At 52.5% G+C, this 17,219-nt stretch carries 18 protein-coding genes and 1 pseudogene; 16 read left to right on the top strand and 3 right to left on the bottom strand.

The features are described 5' to 3' along the window. The 4 genes and pseudogenes from ACUU1M_RS06795 to ACUU1M_RS06780 form a co-directional block, all read left to right on the top strand. Positions 1 to 63: pseudogene (locus tag ACUU1M_RS06795) on the top strand (fimbrial protein); the annotation flags it as partial. Then, positions 60 to 530, top strand: a complete 471-nt coding sequence (locus ACUU1M_RS06790) for a fimbrial protein (protein ID WP_000822649.1) — start codon at positions 60 to 62, stop codon at positions 528 to 530. The pseudogene ACUU1M_RS06795 and the gene ACUU1M_RS06790, both read left to right, overlap by 4 nt. After that, a complete protein-coding gene (locus ACUU1M_RS06785; RefSeq protein WP_000730291.1) occupies positions 527 to 1,051 on the top strand; it encodes a fimbrial protein in 525 nt (174 codons plus the stop codon). The genes ACUU1M_RS06790 and ACUU1M_RS06785 overlap by 4 nt, the downstream gene beginning before the upstream one ends. After that, complete coding sequence (locus tag ACUU1M_RS06780) at positions 1,038 to 1,928, top strand: StfH/YfcO family fimbrial adhesin (RefSeq protein ID WP_011069456.1); 891 nt, start codon at positions 1,038 to 1,040, stop codon at positions 1,926 to 1,928. Before ACUU1M_RS06785 ends, ACUU1M_RS06780 begins: the two co-directional genes overlap by 14 nt. 103 nt (positions 1,929 to 2,031) lie before the next feature. Here the strand turns inward: ACUU1M_RS06780 and smrB are convergent, their stop codons facing one another. Further along, complete coding sequence (gene smrB, locus ACUU1M_RS06775; RefSeq protein WP_000730806.1) at positions 2,032 to 2,583, bottom strand: endonuclease SmrB; 552 nt, start codon at positions 2,581 to 2,583, stop codon at positions 2,032 to 2,034. A 165-nt stretch (positions 2,584 to 2,748) separates the two neighbouring features. Here smrB and prmB point away from each other — a divergent pair, with 165 nt between their 5' ends. From prmB to ACUU1M_RS06745, 6 genes are read left to right on the top strand one after another with little or no spacing between them, the layout of a single operon-like run. After that, entirely contained in the window at positions 2,749 to 3,681 is a 933-nt protein-coding gene (prmB, locus tag ACUU1M_RS06770) for a 50S ribosomal protein L3 N(5)-glutamine methyltransferase (protein WP_001298774.1), read from the top strand. Positions 3,682 to 3,715: 34 nt separating this feature from the next. Beyond that, positions 3,716 to 4,801, top strand: a complete 1,086-nt coding sequence (gene aroC / locus ACUU1M_RS06765) for a chorismate synthase (protein WP_000918467.1) — start codon at positions 3,716 to 3,718, stop codon at positions 4,799 to 4,801. A gap of 3 nt (positions 4,802 to 4,804) precedes the next feature. Continuing rightward, positions 4,805 to 5,629: a penicillin-insensitive murein endopeptidase gene (gene mepA, locus ACUU1M_RS06760; protein WP_001043825.1), complete on the top strand. Its 825-nt coding sequence runs from the start codon at positions 4,805 to 4,807 to the stop codon at positions 5,627 to 5,629. Further along, positions 5,629 to 6,438: a sulfite exporter TauE/SafE family protein gene (locus tag ACUU1M_RS06755; protein ID WP_000447361.1), complete on the top strand. Its 810-nt coding sequence runs from the start codon at positions 5,629 to 5,631 to the stop codon at positions 6,436 to 6,438. The genes mepA and ACUU1M_RS06755 overlap by 1 nt, the downstream gene beginning before the upstream one ends. Continuing rightward, positions 6,438 to 6,986, top strand: coding sequence for an elongation factor P hydroxylase (epmC, locus tag ACUU1M_RS06750; RefSeq protein ID WP_001089233.1), 549 nt, complete (start codon positions 6,438 to 6,440; stop codon positions 6,984 to 6,986). The genes ACUU1M_RS06755 and epmC overlap by 1 nt, the downstream gene beginning before the upstream one ends. Before the next feature lie 33 nt (positions 6,987 to 7,019). Continuing rightward, a complete protein-coding gene (locus ACUU1M_RS06745; protein ID WP_000559763.1) occupies positions 7,020 to 7,298 on the top strand; it encodes a YfcL family protein in 279 nt (92 codons plus the stop codon). Between the two features lie 120 nt (positions 7,299 to 7,418). Here the strand turns inward: ACUU1M_RS06745 and mnmC are convergent, their stop codons facing one another. Then, positions 7,419 to 9,425, bottom strand: a complete 2,007-nt coding sequence (gene mnmC, locus ACUU1M_RS06740) for a bifunctional tRNA (5-methylaminomethyl-2-thiouridine)(34)-methyltransferase MnmD/FAD-dependent 5-carboxymethylaminomethyl-2-thiouridine(34) oxidoreductase MnmC (protein WP_152028895.1) — start codon at positions 9,423 to 9,425, stop codon at positions 7,419 to 7,421. A 158-nt stretch (positions 9,426 to 9,583) separates the two neighbouring features. Here mnmC and fabB point away from each other — a divergent pair, with 158 nt between their 5' ends. Together fabB and ACUU1M_RS06730 are read left to right on the top strand one after the other, a co-directional pair. After that, the gene (gene fabB / locus ACUU1M_RS06735; RefSeq protein WP_000817169.1) at positions 9,584 to 10,804 is read left to right on the top strand and encodes a beta-ketoacyl-ACP synthase I; all 1,221 of its coding nucleotides are present in this window, start codon (positions 9,584 to 9,586) and stop codon (positions 10,802 to 10,804) included. Between the two features lie 274 nt (positions 10,805 to 11,078). Then, a complete protein-coding gene (locus ACUU1M_RS06730; RefSeq protein WP_000127803.1) occupies positions 11,079 to 12,257 on the top strand; it encodes an arabinose transporter in 1,179 nt (392 codons plus the stop codon). Here ACUU1M_RS06730 and flk read toward each other — a convergent pair. Further along, positions 12,254 to 13,249: a flagella biosynthesis regulator Flk gene (gene flk / locus ACUU1M_RS06725; RefSeq protein ID WP_000615813.1), complete on the bottom strand. Its 996-nt coding sequence runs from the start codon at positions 13,247 to 13,249 to the stop codon at positions 12,254 to 12,256. The genes ACUU1M_RS06730 and flk overlap by 4 nt on opposite strands. A gap of 98 nt (positions 13,250 to 13,347) precedes the next feature. On the opposite strand from flk, the gene pdxB reads away from it, so the two are divergent. The 4 genes from pdxB to ACUU1M_RS06705 all read left to right on the top strand — a co-directional run bounded on the left by pdxB (position 13,348) and on the right by ACUU1M_RS06705 (position 17,117). Further along, on the top strand, positions 13,348 to 14,484 hold the full coding sequence (gene pdxB / locus ACUU1M_RS06720; protein ID WP_000699106.1) for a 4-phosphoerythronate dehydrogenase PdxB: 1,137 nt from the start codon (positions 13,348 to 13,350) through the stop codon (positions 14,482 to 14,484). 65 nt (positions 14,485 to 14,549) lie between these two features. Next, the gene (locus tag ACUU1M_RS06715) at positions 14,550 to 15,563 is read left to right on the top strand and encodes an aspartate-semialdehyde dehydrogenase (protein WP_001289147.1); all 1,014 of its coding nucleotides are present in this window, start codon (positions 14,550 to 14,552) and stop codon (positions 15,561 to 15,563) included. Beyond that, entirely contained in the window at positions 15,563 to 16,375 is an 813-nt protein-coding gene (truA, locus tag ACUU1M_RS06710) for a tRNA pseudouridine(38-40) synthase TruA (protein WP_001283581.1), read from the top strand. Before ACUU1M_RS06715 ends, truA begins: the two co-directional genes overlap by 1 nt. Before the next feature lie 82 nt (positions 16,376 to 16,457). Next, entirely contained in the window at positions 16,458 to 17,117 is a 660-nt protein-coding gene (locus ACUU1M_RS06705) for a DedA family protein (RefSeq protein WP_000364322.1), read from the top strand. Positions 17,118 to 17,219 lie beyond the last annotated feature (102 nt).

Here is a 17,219-nt window from a genome sequence, read left to right as displayed (position 1 = left end):
GGTACAACGTTAGCGGCAGCTGAATTTAACGCCAGTGCCACAATTGTGGTGGATTACCAATGAAACGGATCTCGCTTATTTTGCTGTGGGGCTTTTGCTCGATGGCACTCTCAAACGTCTCTTTTCACGGTTATTTAGTGCAGCCGCCTAACTGCACGATTAGCAACGCTCAAACCATTGAAATAACTTTTCAGGATGTGCTTATTGATGACATTAATGGCAGCAATTATGAGCAAACCGTGCCGTATTCCATTACCTGCGATACGGCGGTTCGCGACCCATTAATGGAAATGACCTTGAGCTGGAGTGGCACACCAAGCGATTTTGATAATGCTGCAGTAAGCAGCAATATCACTGGTTTAGGCATTCAGCTCAAACAGGCAGGGCAGAGTTTTACGATCAATACGCCACTTGTGGTGAATGAAACCGATTTACCGGTGTTAACGGCTGTGCCAGTAAAAAAGAGTGGTGTCGTTCTGCCAGAGGCGGACTTTGAGGCCTGGGCCACGTTACAGGTAGATTACCAATGAAGAAAAAGCGTACGTTGTTTTTTATTAGTAGCCTGATGTTGCTGGGCAGTGGAACCACAATAGCAGGAGATAATTTGCACTTTACCGGCAATTTAATCAGTAAATCGTGTACGCCAGTGATTAATGGTAGCCAGTTGGCAGAAGTACATTTTCCTGCCATTGCCGCCAGCGATTTAATGAACCTTGGGCAGTCAGAGCGAGTGCCATTGGTGTTTCAATTGAAAGATTGTCATAGTTCTACATTGTTTAATGTCAAAGTAACGTTGACAGGAACAGAAGATAGTGCTCTACCCGGCTTTCTGGCCTTTGACTCCTCGTCATCAGCATCCGGCGCTGGGATTGGTATTGAAACTGCGGCAGGCACATCGGTGCCAATCAACAATACAACAGGCGTCACGCTCCCGCTGAATCAGGGAAATAACAGCCTAAATTTTAATACCTGGTTACAGGCAAAGAGCGGGCGAGATGTAACGTCCGGAGACTTTAGTGCCACAGTGACGGCAACCTTTGAGTATTTCTGAAATGAAAAAATGGACCATAATTTTCGCGAGCCTAATGCTGCTCGTTCTGAGTGTTGTCGGCGCATCTAAGAGTTATGCTGGAGATAAACTTATGAGTGCGAGTTTTGACAGTGTGAGAGTTTATTATGCCATGGACAAGGTAACCGGTGCTGTAGCGAGCAGTGTTTTCAATGTTACGGTGATAACGCCAAAGGAGGTTGCATATGGGAAATATGATTCTTTTGCGTATAAAGGCGATACGTTGCGGGTTATTTCCTGGTCTGGGTCGGGTTCAGCTCCAACTTTGGTACTGACTGACTTTGATACAATTAATAACTCAAATTGCCCTGGCATAGATACGAAAATTTTTCGTTGTGCATATATGACGTTTAAAATTACCGTTGCATCTGATGATTATGGTTGCCCTTGGATCGCATCCTTTTATTCCTATACAGATTTACCCGGATTTGGAAGCTATACGGCCCCTACAGTGCATAACACAATATGCCCAACGATACCGGTCGCTTCATACGATATCTCCTGGAGTGAAAATTATGTCAGCCATAATAAGGCGTTACGAATTCAGTCCACGGGGTCAACAGTGACCACCACGCTTTCGACCTACCTGATGGAAGGCGGCAGACTCTGTGATGGCAGTAATTTTTCTGATAATGATGGCAGAGGAGCATACTGCCGCGCGGTATCAGAATTGTTAACCTTTACCTCTTACGGTTGTGATAAATCAACGGTAACGGTTACGCCAACTCGTCATCCGGTAACGGATAAAGTACTACACGATATTGTGGTGAATGTGAATACCAGTAGTGGGCAACCGATTGATTCGACGTGTCGTTTTCAGTATGTATTGAATGAACTGAAGTTCGTAGTATTGCTCTGATGCGTCTTATCAGGCCTACGAAGTGAATTGCAATTTATTGAATTATCACATATTTGTAGGCCGGATAAGGCGTTTACGCTGCTCCGGCATTTGCTGCCAGCATTCAGGGCAACTCCGGCGGCAACCACTCTTCCACTTCAATCAACACCAACAAAGCCGCATCACCGCCGTACTCTTTCGGTGCCTGGTGAAATGCCATCACATGCGGATGTTGTGCCAGCCACAGCGGTGTTTGTTGCTTCAAAATATGCTTCCCGTGCCCATGCATCACGCAGGCACAAAACACATGTTCGCGGCGACAGGCGGCAATCAACGCGCCCAGTTCCTGCTTGGCCTGCAGCTGCGTCAGACCGTGTAAATCCAAAAACAATTCCGGTGAATAATCGCCGCGGCGCAGTTTCTTCGCCTCAAAATGGCTGACATCCGGGCGAACATATTTCACCGGACCTTCGGTATTTAATAACGGCTGAAACTCATCGGAGAAATAATGGCTGGCATCAGCCTGCTCCTGGATCAAGCGTTTCACCGGCACTTCGCTGATTTTTTTACGCTGCGGTCGGTGGACAATCGTGTCCTGCTTAATCTTGCGAGTCCCCGCCATCAACTGGCGAAACAGAGCCTGGTCCTCCTCGCTAAGTGTTGTTTTCTTTTTCATTTATCTGTCTCTATTTCTAATTTTCCTACAGTTTACCCGACTCGTAGCACAATCGATCGTTTTAAACGTATTTTTCCTCACTCACCGCGCGTGAATGCTGATTTATCGTCATCTTCATGGCAAACTAGCCGCCGAAATTATTGCGATCATGCCCTGGAGGAATACGTGGATAAAATTTTCGTTGATGAAGCAGTAAATGAGCTGCAAACCATTCAGGACATGTTGCGCTGGTCGGTAAGCCGCTTCAGCGCGGCAAATATCTGGTACGGTCACGGCACCGATAACCCGTGGGATGAAGCCGTACAGCTGGTGTTACCATCGCTCTACCTGCCGCTGGATATCCCGGAAGATATGCGCACCGCGCGTCTGACCTCCAGCGAAAAACACCGTATTGTTGAACGCGTGATCCGCCGCGTCAACGAGCGCATTCCGGTGGCTTACCTGACCAATAAAGCCTGGTTCTGCGGTCATGAATTTTACGTCGATGAACGCGTGCTGGTGCCGCGCTCGCCGATTGGTGAACTGATCAACAATAAATTTGCCGGACTCATCAGCAAGCAACCGCAGCATATTTTAGATATGTGTACCGGTAGCGGCTGCATCGCCATTGCCTGTGCTTATGCCTTCCCGGAAGCGGAAGTCGACGCGGTAGATATCTCTCCCGACGCGCTGGCGGTTGCCGAACAGAACATCGAAGAACACGGTCTGATCCACAACGTCATTCCGATTCGTTCCGATCTGTTCCGTGATTTGCCGAAAGTGCAATACGATCTGATTGTCACTAACCCGCCGTATGTCGACGCGGAAGATATGTCCGACCTGCCAAACGAATACCGTCACGAGCCGGAACTGGGCCTGGCATCTGGCACCGACGGCCTGAAACTGACGCGTCGCATTCTCGGTAACGCGGCAGATTACCTTGCTGATGATGGCGTGTTGATTTGTGAAGTGGGCAACAGCATGGTACATCTTATGGAACAATATCCCGATGTTCCGTTCACCTGGCTGGAGTTTGATAACGGCGGCGATGGTGTGTTTATGCTCACTAAAGAGCAGCTTATTGCCGCACGAGAACATTTCGCGATTTATAAAGATTAAGTAAACACGCAAACACAACAATAACGGAGCCGTGATGGCTGGAAACACAATTGGACAACTCTTTCGCGTAACCACCTTCGGCGAATCGCACGGGCTGGCGCTCGGCTGCATCGTCGATGGTGTTCCGCCAGGCATTCCGCTGACGGAAGCGGACCTGCAACATGACCTTGATCGTCGTCGCCCTGGGACATCGCGCTATACCACCCAGCGCCGCGAGCCGGATCAGGTCAAAATACTCTCCGGTGTTTTTGAAGGCGTTACTACTGGCACCAGCATTGGCTTGTTGATCGAAAATACCGACCAGCGTTCTCAGGATTACAGCGCAATTAAAGACGTCTTCCGTCCAGGCCATGCTGATTACACCTATGAACAAAAATACGGTCTGCGCGATTATCGCGGCGGTGGACGTTCTTCCGCCCGCGAAACCGCCATGCGCGTGGCGGCAGGGGCGATTGCCAAAAAATATCTCGCCGAGAAATTTGGTATTGAAATCCGCGGCTGCCTGACCCAGATGGGCGACATTCCGCTGGAAATCAAAGACTGGTCGCTGGTTGAACAAAATCCGTTCTTCTGCCCGGACCCCGACAAAATCGACGCGTTAGATGAACTGATGCGCGCGCTGAAAAAAGAGGGCGACTCCATCGGCGCGAAAGTCACCGTTGTTGCCAGTGGTGTCCCCGCCGGACTTGGCGAGCCGGTCTTTGACCGCCTGGATGCCGACATCGCCCATGCGCTGATGAGCATCAACGCGGTGAAAGGCGTGGAAATTGGCGACGGTTTTGACGTAGTGGCGCTGCGCGGCAGCCAGAACCGCGACGAAATCACCAAAGACGGTTTCCAGAGCAACCATGCGGGCGGCATTTTCGGCGGTATCAGCAGCGGGCAGCAAATCATTGCTCATATGGCGCTGAAACCGACCTCCAGCATTACCGTGCCGGGGCGCACTATTAACCGCTTTGGCGAAGAAGTTGAGATGATCACCAAAGGCCGTCACGATCCCTGTGTCGGGATCCGTGCAGTGCCGATCGCTGAAGCGATGCTGGCGATCGTTTTAATGGATCACCTGTTACGGCAGCGGGCGCAAAATGCCGATGTGAAGACTGATATTCCACGCTGGTAAAAAATGAACAAAACCGCGATTGCGCTGCTGGCTCTGCTTGCCAGTAGCGCTAGCCTGGCAGCGACGCCGTGGCAAAAAATAACCCAACCTGTGCCGGGTAGCGCACAATCGATAGGCAGTTTTTCTAATGGCTGTATTGTCGGCGCTGACACGTTGCCGATACAGTCCGAACATTATCAGGTCATGCGTACCGATCAGCGTCGCTATTTCGGTCACCCGGATCTGGTGATGTTTATCCAGCGTCTGAGTAGCCAGGTGAGCAATCTGGGCATGGGTACGGTGCTGATTGGCGATATGGGGATGCCCGCTGGTGGGCGTTTCAACGGCGGTCATGCCAGCCACCAGACCGGACTGGATGTCGATATCTTTCTGCAACTGCCGAAAACTCGCTGGACCTCCGCGCAGCTCTTGCGCCCGCAAGCATTGGACTTAGTTTCCCGCGACGGTAAACACGTTGTCTCCACGCTGTGGAAGCCAGAAATTTTCAGCTTGATCAAACTCGCCGCCCAGGACAAAGACGTCACGCGCATTTTTGTTAATCCGGCGATTAAACAACAACTTTGCCTTGATGCGGGCACCGATCGCGACTGGTTGCGCAAAGTGCGACCCTGGTTCCAGCATCGCGCGCATATGCATGTACGATTACGTTGCCCTGCCGATAGTCTGGAGTGTGAAGATCAACCTTTACCGCCATCAGGCGATGGTTGCGGGGCAGAACTGCAAAGCTGGTTTGAACCTCCAAAACCGGGAACAACAAAGCCTGAGAAGAAGACACCGCCTCCGTTGCCGCCTTCCTGCCAGGCGCTACTGGATGAGCACGTGATCTAATGGAAACGTTTAATAGCCTGTTTATGGTTTCTCCGCTGTTGCTGGGAGTTCTCTTTTTTGTCGCCATGCTGGCGGGATTTATCGACTCGATTGCCGGTGGCGGTGGGTTACTCACCATTCCGGCATTGATGGCTGCGGGAATGTCTCCCGCTAACGCGCTGGCAACCAATAAACTGCAAGCCTGCGGCGGCTCTATTTCCGCCACTATCTACTTTATTCGCCGCAAAGTGGTTAGTTTAAGCGATCAGAAACTCAATATTGCCATGACCTTTGTCGGCTCAATGAGCGGCGCACTGTTGGTACAGTACGTTCAGGCTGATGTCTTACGGCAGATTTTGCCCATTCTGGTGATTTGTATCGGTCTCTATTTCTTGCTGATGCCAAAGCTGGGTGAAGAAGATCGCCAGCGCCGGATGTACGGTTTACCCTTCGCGTTAATTGCCGGTGGCTGCGTCGGTTTTTATGACGGATTCTTTGGCCCGGCTGCCGGATCGTTTTACGCGCTGGCCTTCGTTACGCTGTGCGGATTCAACCTCGCCAAAGCCACGGCTCACGCCAAATTACTCAACGCAACGTCAAACATTGGCGGTCTGCTGCTGTTTATTCTCGGCGGCAAAGTGATTTGGGCGACGGGCTTTGTCATGCTGGTGGGGCAGTTCCTCGGCGCGCGCATGGGTTCACGGTTGGTGTTGAGCAAAGGACAAAAGCTGATCCGCCCGATGATTGTTATCGTCTCGGCGGTGATGAGTGCCAAATTACTTTACGATAGCCACGGACAGGAGATCCTCCACTGGTTGGGGATGAACTAATGAACAGTACACACCACTACGAGCAGTTGATTGAAATTTTTAATAGCTGCTTTGCCGATGAATTTAATACCCGTCTGATTAAAGGCGACGACGAACCGATCTATCTTCCTGCTGATGCGGAAGTACCGTATAACCGAATCGTCTTTGCTCATGGCTTTTATGCCAGCGCAATTCATGAGATTTCGCACTGGTGTATTGCCGGAAAAGCGCGCCGTGAGCTGGTTGATTTCGGCTACTGGTATTGCCCGGACGGACGCGATGCCCAGACGCAAAGCCAGTTTGAAGATGTTGAAGTGAAGCCGCAGGCGTTCGACTGGTTATTCTGCGTGGCGGCTGGATATCCGTTTAACGTCAGTTGCGACAATCTGGAAGGGGATTTCGAACCGGATCGTGTGGTGTTTCAACGGCGGGTACATGCGCAGGTGATGGATTATCTGACAAATGGCATTCCGGAACGCCCGGCACGCTTCATTAAAGCACTACAAAATTATTATCACACGCCGGAACTTACGGCGGAACAGTTCCCGTGGCCGGAAGCGCTCAACTGAAGCCAGCGCCACGTTTTACAATGAGGAAAGAAGATGATCGCGGAGTTTGAATCACGCATTCTGGCATTAATCGACGGCATGGTTGACCATGCCAGTGATGATGAGTTGTTTGCCAGTGGGTATTTGCGTGGCCACCTGACATTAGCCATCGCAGAACTGGAAAGTGGTGATGACCACTCCGCTCAGGCGGTGCATACGACCGTTAGCCAGAGTCTGGAAAAAGCCATTGGTGCCGGTGAATTGTCGCCGCGTGACCAGGCGCTGGTGACCGATATGTGGGAAAACCTGTTTCAGCAGGCGTCACAGCTGTAAGTTGCGGCGTCTGGAGCACCATGCCTGATGCGACGCTTATCGCGTCTTATCAGGCCTACACGTCACACGTAGGTTGGATAAGGCGTTCACGCCGCATCCGGCAAACACTGCGAGAGCAGATTACCCCGCCTTAACCGCTTTACCCTTCAACAATTTCCGCACCCATAACCGATTCGGGTTTAACGCCGCCAGCGTACTGGCATCCATCGGAATCGGTTCGTCGCTCATCTGCGCCGCCAGAATCTCGGCACACAGCGGGGCAGAACACAAACCGCGAGAACCTAAAGCCGCAAACATAAAGAGATCGACAAAAAACGGCGCGCTTACCGCCTCATCTTTTTGCTCCGCCAACGACGCATATTCCACGAGTGTTGCCTCATAATCGGGAACATTGCCTACCATTGGCAGATGATCGCGGGTGGCACAACGCACACCGCAGCGCGCCTCTTTATCACTGACATCAACCTCTTTTGCCCACTGTGCCTGCGGGAAACAATCAATCAACCGCTGGCGATTCTGCTGCTGATCGTCCTCACTGTACGCCGTATCTTCGCTGCCGCGATGATAACTGGCACCAATACAATGATGTTGATTCGCCGGATTTTGTGGCGTGAGATAACCGTCATAGCACAGCACCTGCTTCAGCTCTGCCAGTTCCGGCGTTGTCGGAATATGGCTGACCTGCCCGGCAACCGAATACACCGGGAGAGTCGACGTTTGGCTGAAACGGCTGATTTGATGCCCGTTCGCCAGTACCACTACGCTGTGTGTTGCTTGCTGATCTCCTGCAAAATTCAACAACCAACAGTCATCCTTACGGGATAAATTCTGTAACTGATATTGATAATAAATCTGCAAACCCTGCTGTTGCGCCAGTTCCAGCACATTACGGGTCAGTTCTGCTGGGCACAGCCAACCACCTTGCGGATAAGTAATGCCGCTGCAATTTGTCGCAACGCCCGTAATTTGTTCAACCGCATTTGCCTCAACGGCTACAGCCAGTTCTGCGGGTAAATCCATTGACAACATCTGTGCGATTTTATGCTGGCTTTTCTCATCCCAGCCTAACTGCGTGACGCCGCACCAGTCATGATCAAATTTAACGGGTAATTGGTCGTAAAACCGACGAGCAAAAGTAAACGCATTAGAGAAAAAGCGGTTTAGCGCCTCATCGTGTTTGCTTAATAACGGATACAGCGCCCCCTGGCGATTGCCGGAAGCACCCAGCGCGGGGGCTTCATCCGCGCAATAAAGCGCTACCTGCCAGCCGCGCCGTAATAACGCCAGCGACAACAACGCGCTGGCAATACCACCACCGATAATCGCTACTTCCCGTTTGCTGCTGCCCGTACGATTAAACCACGGCGTGGAGCAGGGGAGTGGTAATGTCTGTTCCATCACCCCACAAAGCATTTCCCGTTTGCGCCCAAAGCCCTTACGTTTTTGCATCGTGAATCCGGCTTCCTGCAAACCGCGGCGGACAAAACCGGCAGACGTAAATGTCGCCAGCGTGCCGCCTGGACGCGCCAACCTTGCCATGGCGTTAAACAGATTTTGCGTCCACATATCCGGGTTTTTAGCTGGCGCAAAGCCGTCCAGAAACCAGGCATCTACTTTTTGATTTAGCGAATCGTCCAGTTGGCTGGTCAGTTCGTTAATATCGCCAAACCATAAATCCAGCGTCACGCGGCCTTCATCGAGCAATAAACGATGGCAACCGGGCAAGGGCATTGGCCACTGCGCCTGAAGTTGTTCTGCCCACGGAGCCAGTTCCGGCCAGTGTTGATGCGCTAAGGCTAAATCCGCACGGGTGAGGGGAAATTTCTCAAAACTAATGAAATGTAAGCGTTGTAATTGCGCTTGCGGATGCGCTTCGCGAAACTGATCAAATGCCTGCCATAGCGTCAGGAAGTTTAATCCGGTGCCGAAGCCGCTCTCTGCTACCACAAACAGAGGATGTGGATGCGCAGGAAAGCGTACCTCTAATTGGTTACCTCCCAGAAAAACATAACGCGTCTCTTCCAGCCCGTTATCGTTGGAAAAATAGACATCGTCAAAATCTCGGGAAACAGGTGTACCCTCAGCATTAAATTCGAGGTTGGCAGGTTGTATGGAGTAGTGTTTCACGTAAGTTACTCGTCTTACAGGCGGTGGCTCGATCTTAGCGATGTGTGTAAGGCTGCGCAAATTTCTCTATTAAATGGCTGATCGGACTTGTTCGGCGTACAAGTGTACGCTATTGTGCATTCGAAACTTACTCTATGTGCGACTTACAGAGGTATTGAATGAAACGTGCAGTGATTACTGGCCTGGGCATTGTTTCCAGCATCGGTAATAACCAGCAGGAAGTCCTGGCATCTCTGCGTGAAGGACGTTCAGGGATCACTTTCTCTCAGGAGCTGAAGGATTCCGGCATGCGTAGCCACGTCTGGGGCAACATAAAACTGGATACCACTGGCCTCATTGACCGCAAAGTTGTGCGCTTTATGAGCGACGCATCCATTTATGCATTCCTTTCTATGGAGCAGGCAATCGCTGATGCGGGCCTCTCTCCGGAAGCTTACCAGAATAACCCGCGCGTTGGCCTGATTGCAGGTTCCGGCGGCGGTTCCCCGCGTTTCCAGGTGTTCGGCGCTGACGCAATGCGCGGCCCGCGCGGCCTGAAAGCGGTTGGCCCGTATGTGGTCACTAAAGCGATGGCATCCGGCGTTTCTGCCTGTCTCACCACGCCGTTTAAAATTCATGGCGTTAACTACTCCATCAGCTCCGCGTGTGCGACTTCCGCACACTGTATCGGTAACGCAGTAGAGCAGATCCAACTGGGCAAACAGGACATCGTGTTTGCTGGCGGCGGCGAAGAGCTGTGCTGGGAAATGGCCTGCGAATTCGACGCGATGGGTGCGCTGTCTACTAAATACAACGACACCCCGGAAAAAGCCTCCCGTACTTACGACGCTCACCGTGACGGTTTCGTTATCGCTGGCGGCGGCGGTATGGTAGTGGTTGAAGAGCTGGAACACGCGCTGGCGCGTGGTGCTTACATCTATGCTGAAATCGTTGGCTACGGCGCAACCTCTGATGGTGCAGACATGGTTGCTCCGTCTGGCGAAGGCGCAGTACGTTGTATGCAGATGGCGATGCATGGCGTTGATACCCCAATCGATTACCTGAACTCTCACGGTACTTCGACTCCGGTTGGCGACGTGAAAGAGCTGGCAGCTATCCGTGAAGTGTTCGGCGATAAGAGCCCGGCGATTTCTGCAACCAAAGCCATGACCGGTCACTCACTGGGCGCTGCGGGTGTGCAGGAAGCTATCTACTCTCTGCTGATGCTGGAACACGGCTTTATCGCCCCGAGCATCAACATTGAAGAGCTGGACGAGCAGGCTGCGGGTCTGAACATCGTGACCGAAACGACCGATCGCGAACTGACCACTGTTATGTCTAACAGCTTCGGCTTCGGCGGCACCAACGCCACGCTGGTAATGCGCAAGCTGAAAGATTAATTCGCAGTAGGCCGGAGTAGGTCGGATAAGACGCGCCAGCGTCGCATCCGACGTTACGCGCCAATGCGGCCTCCGGCACTAACGCAAAAGGGAACCTGATGGTTCCCTTTTTCACATCATTGACAATCGCCACCAGTTCCAGGCAAACTTCCCGCTTTGTCGATTTCCTTCTGAAAAGACGTACGCGTTAAATCCTGCCAACGCACCGTAACCCTGAAACCAGAGAGATGAGACGGGGATACTCCTCGCCTTGCGCTGCATTCTGGAGTAATGCATGACTGCTGTAAGCCAAACCGAAACACGATCTTCTGCCAGTTTTTCGCTCTTCCGCATCGCTTTTGCGGTTTTTCTCACCTACATGACCGTAGGGTTGCCGTTGCCGGTTATCCCGCTGTTTGTTCATCATGATCTGGGCTATGGCAATACCATGGTCGGCATTGCCGTCGGGATTCAGTTTCTGGCTACGGTGCTGACGCGTGGTTACGCCGGGCGACTGGCCGATCAATATGGCGCAAAACGTTCGGCGCTTCAGGGGATGTTAGCTTGTGGTCTGGCTGGCGGCGCGTTGCTGCTGGCGGCGATTTTGCCTGTCTCCGCACCGTTCAAATTTGCCCTGTTGGTCATCGGGCGTTTGATTCTTGGGTTTGGTGAAAGCCAGTTACTGACAGGCGCTCTGACCTGGGGGTTAGGCATCGTAGGGCCAAAACACTCTGGCAAAGTGATGTCATGGAACGGAATGGCGATTTACGGTGCCCTCGCTGTTGGTGCGCCGCTTGGCCTGTTGATTCATAGCCATTACGGTTTTGCCGCACTGGCGATCACCACAATGGTATTACCCTTACTGGCGTGGGCCTGTAACGGCACAGTGCGCAAAGTACCGGCCCTGGCGGGAGAACGTCCATCGCTGTGGAGCGTTGTCGGGCTTATCTGGAAACCAGGGTTAGGGCTGGCACTACAAGGCGTTGGTTTTGCGGTTATCGGGACTTTCGTTTCGCTCTACTTTGCCAGCAAAGGATGGGCGATGGCGGGCTTTACTCTTACCGCGTTTGGCGGCGCATTTGTCGTGATGCGCGTCATGTTTGGCTGGATGCCGGACCGTTTTGGCGGCGTGAAAGTGGCGATTGTCTCTCTGCTTGTAGAAACGGTGGGCTTGTTGCTGCTCTGGCAAGCCCCAGGTGCATGGGTCGCATTAGCGGGCGCGGCGTTAACCGGAGCCGGATGTTCGCTTATCTTTCCTGCGCTGGGCGTGGAGGTGGTTAAACGCGTCCCCTCACAAGTTCGCGGCACCGCACTGGGCGGTTACGCCGCGTTTCAGGATATCGCCCTCGGCGTCTCCGGGCCGCTGGCGGGAATGCTGGCGACCACGTTTGGTTACTCTTCGGTATTTCTTGCCGGGGCGATCTCTGCGGTGCTGGGTATTATTGTCACGATACTGTCATTTCGTCGGGGTTAACGAACCAGCCAGACCAGCATCAGGATAATCGCGACTAACAGTATCCACAGCGCGGGACGCGTTGCCATATTTTGCAACGTGTCCATCATCGGTGGAAAAGGATTAAGCAGCGGTTGCATATCACGCGGATCAATCCCTTTAACCCGCCGTTGATAAAGCTGATTAAGAATATCCTCGGCCTGGGCAGAAGAAAGCGATGATTGCGCAGAAAGGCCATATTTTTGCTGGATATATGCCGATAACGCCGCCAGTTCACTGGCATCTAAAGGTTGTTTTAGCGCCATCTGTAGTGATTCCAGCGTCGGCGTATTTTGCTGGCTTAGCGTCTGACGCGCCTGTAGCCAGGTCACCAGATGGTTAAACAGTTTCGCTGGAATTAACTCGCCATCTTTCACCCCGGAAAGTTCCAGCATCGATTGCCAGATCTGTTTGCTGGGTTCCCCCGTTGCCGCCGCAAGTTTGGTCACCAGCTGTTTTAGCGCATTGTGCTCCGCCGGTAATAAAGGACGGTCGGTCGCCTCGCGCTGCTGTGGTTGCGGAATAACCATCTTCCCTTCCTGCAACAGGGTGAGAATGGTTTTTAATTGCTCCGGTGAGAGCTGATTCAGCGGCGTCTGACCAAAGTTATGACGGATATAATCCGTGACCGCCTGACGATTATTCCCCAGACGTAAATACTCCCCTAATTGCGCTAAAAGCTGGCGGGCAGAATGGCTTTTTTGCGCGGCCAGCAGACGTTGCGCCAGATTATGCTCAGCGGCAGGGAAGTGACGCGAAAGCAGCGGTGAATCTCCCGACAGACCAATATCGTGCCTGATACCCGCCCACAGTTCTGCTCTTTGTTGTTGCGTCAGTGAGGTCACTTTCGTCATTAAGCTTTCCAGCGAAGTACGTTGCTGACTGGATAAAGGCTGATTGCCCGCGCCAGACGGCAGGTTATCTCCCTGACCTGGTGGCTGCCCAGGAGGAGGGCCGGAAATAGGTTGTATCATTACGTATCCTTATACCTGAAATCTTCGCAAGTATGCCTGGCCGCGAGATTATGGCACACTTGTCCGGTTAACTCTCGTCTCATACAGGTAACACAAACGTGAAAATCCTTGTTGATGAAAATATGCCTTATGCCCGCGACTTATTTAGCCGTTTGGGTGAGGTGATCGCGGTTCCCGGGCGTCCAATCCCCGTCGCTCAACTGGCAGACGCGGATGCGCTGATGGTGCGTTCGGTCACGAAAGTGAATGAATCTTTGCTGGCAGGAAAACCCATTAAATTTGTTGGAACTGCCACTGCGGGGACCGACCATGTCGATGAAGCATGGTTGAAGCAGGCGGGAATTGGTTTTTCCGCTGCACCTGGCTGTAATGCGATTGCGGTGGTGGAATATGTTTTCTCCTCCCTGCTGATGCTTGCCGAACGCGATGGATTTTCACTGCACGACCGTACGGTGGGGATCGTGGGCGTTGGTAACGTTGGACGTCGATTGCAGGCGCGACTGGAAGCGTTAGGGATTAAAACCTTACTTTGCGATCCGCCTCGCGCCGACCGTGGGGATGAGGGTGATTTCCGCTCGCTGGATGAGTTAGTCCAGCGCGCGGATATTCTGACTTTCCATACGCCACTCTTTAAAGATGGTCCGTACAAAACGCTACATCTGGCGGATGAAAAACTGATCCGTAGCCTGAAGCCCGGAGCGATTCTGATTAACGCCTGCCGTGGCGCAGTCGTCGATAATACCGCGCTGCTGACCTGCCTGAATGAAGGCCAGAAGTTAAGCGTGGTGCTGGATGTCTGGGAAGGCGAGCCGGAACTTAATGTGGAATTGCTGACAAAAGTGGATATCGGCACGCCGCATATCGCAGGCTATACCCTGGAGGGTAAAGCGCGTGGCACGACGCAAGTGTTTGAAGCCTATAGCAAGTTTATTGGGCATGAACAACACGTTGCGCTGGATACGTTGCTGCCCGCGCCTGAGTTTGGCCGCATTACGCTGCATGGTCCGCTCGATCAACCGACGCTGAAAAGGCTGGTGCATTTGGTGTATGATGTGCGCCGCGATGACGCATCGCTGCGTAAAGTCGCCGGGATACCGGGTGAGTTCGATAAACTGCGCAAAAACTATCTTGAGCGCCGTGAATGGTCATCTCTGTATGTAATTTGTGATGACGCCAGTGCGGCATCATTGCTGTGTAAACTGGGTTTTAACGCCGTTCATCATCCGGCACGTTAATCTCTTCTTCATGCTCTCTGCTGTAACATTGGCAGGGAGCTTTGCTATTTCTGGAGTAAACCACCATGTCTGAAGGCTGGAACATTGCCGTCCTGGGCGCAACTGGCGCTATGGGCGGAGCCCTGCTTGAAACGCTGGCTGAACGTCAGTTCCCGGTTGGGGAAATTTATGCACTGGCACGTAACGAAAGCGCAGGCGAACAACTGCGCTTTGGTGGTAAAACAATCACCGTGCAGGATGCCGCTGAATTCGACTGGACGCAGGCGCAGCTGGCATTTTTTGTCGCAGGCAAAGAAGCTACCGCTGCCTGGGTTGAAGAAGCGACCAACTCAGGTTGCCTGGTGATCGACAGCAGCGGACTGTTTGCTCTCGAACCCGACGTACCGCTGGTGGTGCCGGAAGTAAACCCGTTTGTACTGACCGATTACCGCAACCGGAATGTCATCGCCGTACCAGACAGTCTGACCAGCCAGCTGCTGGCGGCACTGAAACCGTTAATCGATCAGGGCGGTTTGTCGCGTATCAGTGTTACCAGCCTGATTTCAGCCTCCGCCCAGGGCAAAAAAGCGGTCGATGCGTTAGCGGGGCAGAGTGCGAAATTGCTCAACGGCATTCCGATTGACGAAGAAGATTTCTTCGGTCGTCAACTGGCGTTCAATATGCTGCCGTTGTTGCCGGATAGCGAAGGTAGCGTGCGTGAAGAACGTCGTATCGTTGACGAAGTACGCAAAATCCTGCAGGACGAAGGGCTGATGATTTCGGCAAGCGTCGTCCAGGCACCGGTATTCTACGGTCATGCCCAGATGGTCAACTTTGAAGCACTGCGTCCGCTGGCGGCAGAAGAAGCGCGTGATGCGTTTGCTCAGGGCGAAGATATTGTGCTCTCTGAAGAGAACGAATTCCCGACTCAGGTAGGGGATGCTTCGGGTACGCCGCATCTTTCTGTTGGCTGCGTGCGTAATGACTACGGTATGCCGGAGCAAGTCCAGTTCTGGTCGGTGGCCGATAACGTTCGCTTTGGCGGCGCGCTGATGGCAGTAAAAATCGCCGAGAAACTGGTGCAGGAGTATCTGTACTAATGTCCGACCAGCAACAACTGCCAGTTTATAAAATTGCGCTGGGCATTGAGTATGACGGCAGTAAGTATTACGGCTGGCAACGGCAGAATGAAGTCCGCAGTGTGCAGGAGAAGCTGGAAAAGGCGCTCTCCCAGGTGGCGAACGAACCCATCACCGTCTTCTGCGCCGGGCGTACTGACGCAGGGGTACACGGTACCGGGCAAGTGGTGCATTTCGAAACAACCGCGCAGCGCAAAGACGCGGCGTGGACCTTGGGCGTAAATGCGAATTTACCTGGTGACATCGCCGTGCGTTGGGTTAAAGCTGTACCTGATGATTTTCATGCCCGATTTAGCGCCACGGCTCGCCGTTATCGCTACATCATCTACAATCATCGGCTGCGCCCGGCGGTACTGAGTAAAGGGGTAACCCATTTTTACGAACCGCTGGACGCTGAACGGATGCATCGGGCTGCGCAATGCTTGCTGGGCGAGAATGATTTCACCTCGTTCCGTGCGGTGCAGTGCCAGTCCCGAACCCCGTGGCGCAACGTTATGCATATTAATGTCACGCGTCACGGTCCTTATGTGGTGGTTGATATCAAAGCGAATGCCTTTGTACATCATATGGTCAGGAATATTGTCGGCAGCCTGATGGAAGTCGGTGCCCACAACCAGCCGGAGAGCTGGATAGCAGAGTTGCTGGCGGCAAAGGACAGAACGCTGGCGGCAGCAACGGCAAAAGCGGAAGGGCTGTATCTGGTCGCGGTGGATTACCCTGACCGGTATGATCTTCCAAAACCGCCAATGGGCCCGCTATTTCTGGCGGACTAACGAGAATAATGCTCGGAACATTTCAGGCTGTAGCCAACGTAGTTACAGCCTGAAAGATGACGAGTACAAGGCATAGGCAAATATGGACCTGATTTATTTCCTCATCGATTTTATCCTGCACATTGACGTGCATCTGGCAGAGCTAGTCGCGGAGTACGGCGTCTGGGTTTATGCCATTTTGTTCTTAATTTTGTTCTGTGAAACCGGTCTGGTGGTAATGCCGTTTTTACCGGGTGATTCATTGCTGTTTGTTGCCGGAGCGTTGGCATCACTGGAAACCAACGATCTCAACGTCCATATGATGGTAGTGCTGATGCTGATCGCCGCGATTGTGGGTGACGCGGTCAATTACACTATCGGGCGGTTGTTCGGTGAAAAGTTATTCAGTAATCCCAATTCGAAAATTTTCCGTCGCAGTTATCTCGACAAAACCCATCAGTTTTATGAGAAACATGGCGGCAAAACGATTATTCTCGCCCGTTTTGTGCCGATCGTCAGAACGTTCGCCCCGTTTGTTGCGGGAATGGGCCACATGTCGTACCGTCATTTCGCTGCTTATAACGTGATCGGCGCACTGTTGTGGGTACTGCTTTTTACCTACGCAGGCTATTTCTTCGGTACAATCCCGATGGTTCAGGATAACCTTAAGCTGCTGATCGTCGGGATTATTGTGGTTTCTATTTTGCCGGGCGTCATCGAAATAATCCGTCACAAACGCGCTGCGGCACGCGCCGCAAAATAAAAAGTAACTCCGCGGTTCGACCACTTTTTTATCCAAAGTTTCGGGCTGTTATGTTTTAATGTGCAACATTCATGGTCTGTTGGGGGCAAAAATGGCATTATG

The sequence above is a fragment of the Shigella sp. SIG6 genome, assembly GCF_053555815.1.
This window is presented reverse-complemented; position numbering and strand designations above follow the sequence as displayed.

Excerpts from the sequence above, each read along its gene's own strand:
- ACUU1M_RS06790 (WP_000822649.1), top strand. The coding sequence starts at position 60 with ATGAAACGGATCTCGCTTATTTTGCTGTGGGGCTTTTGCTCGATGGCA.
- ACUU1M_RS06785 (WP_000730291.1), top strand. The coding sequence starts at position 527 with ATGAAGAAAAAGCGTACGTTGTTTTTTATTAGTAGCCTGATGTTGCTG.
- smrB (WP_000730806.1), bottom strand. The coding sequence starts at position 2,583 with ATGAAAAAGAAAACAACACTTAGCGAGGAGGACCAGGCTCTGTTTCGC.
- aroC (WP_000918467.1), top strand. The coding sequence starts at position 3,716 with ATGGCTGGAAACACAATTGGACAACTCTTTCGCGTAACCACCTTCGGC.
- mepA (WP_001043825.1), top strand. The coding sequence starts at position 4,805 with ATGAACAAAACCGCGATTGCGCTGCTGGCTCTGCTTGCCAGTAGCGCT.
- ACUU1M_RS06755 (WP_000447361.1), top strand. The coding sequence starts at position 5,629 with ATGGAAACGTTTAATAGCCTGTTTATGGTTTCTCCGCTGTTGCTGGGA.
- epmC (WP_001089233.1), top strand. The coding sequence starts at position 6,438 with ATGAACAGTACACACCACTACGAGCAGTTGATTGAAATTTTTAATAGC.
- ACUU1M_RS06745 (WP_000559763.1), top strand. The coding sequence starts at position 7,020 with ATGATCGCGGAGTTTGAATCACGCATTCTGGCATTAATCGACGGCATG.
- fabB (WP_000817169.1), top strand. The coding sequence starts at position 9,584 with ATGAAACGTGCAGTGATTACTGGCCTGGGCATTGTTTCCAGCATCGGT.
- ACUU1M_RS06730 (WP_000127803.1), top strand. The coding sequence starts at position 11,079 with ATGACTGCTGTAAGCCAAACCGAAACACGATCTTCTGCCAGTTTTTCG.
- flk (WP_000615813.1), bottom strand. The coding sequence starts at position 13,249 with ATGATACAACCTATTTCCGGCCCTCCTCCTGGGCAGCCACCAGGTCAG.
- ACUU1M_RS06715 (WP_001289147.1), top strand. The coding sequence starts at position 14,550 with ATGTCTGAAGGCTGGAACATTGCCGTCCTGGGCGCAACTGGCGCTATG.
- truA (WP_001283581.1), top strand. The coding sequence starts at position 15,563 with ATGTCCGACCAGCAACAACTGCCAGTTTATAAAATTGCGCTGGGCATT.
- ACUU1M_RS06705 (WP_000364322.1), top strand. The coding sequence starts at position 16,458 with ATGGACCTGATTTATTTCCTCATCGATTTTATCCTGCACATTGACGTG.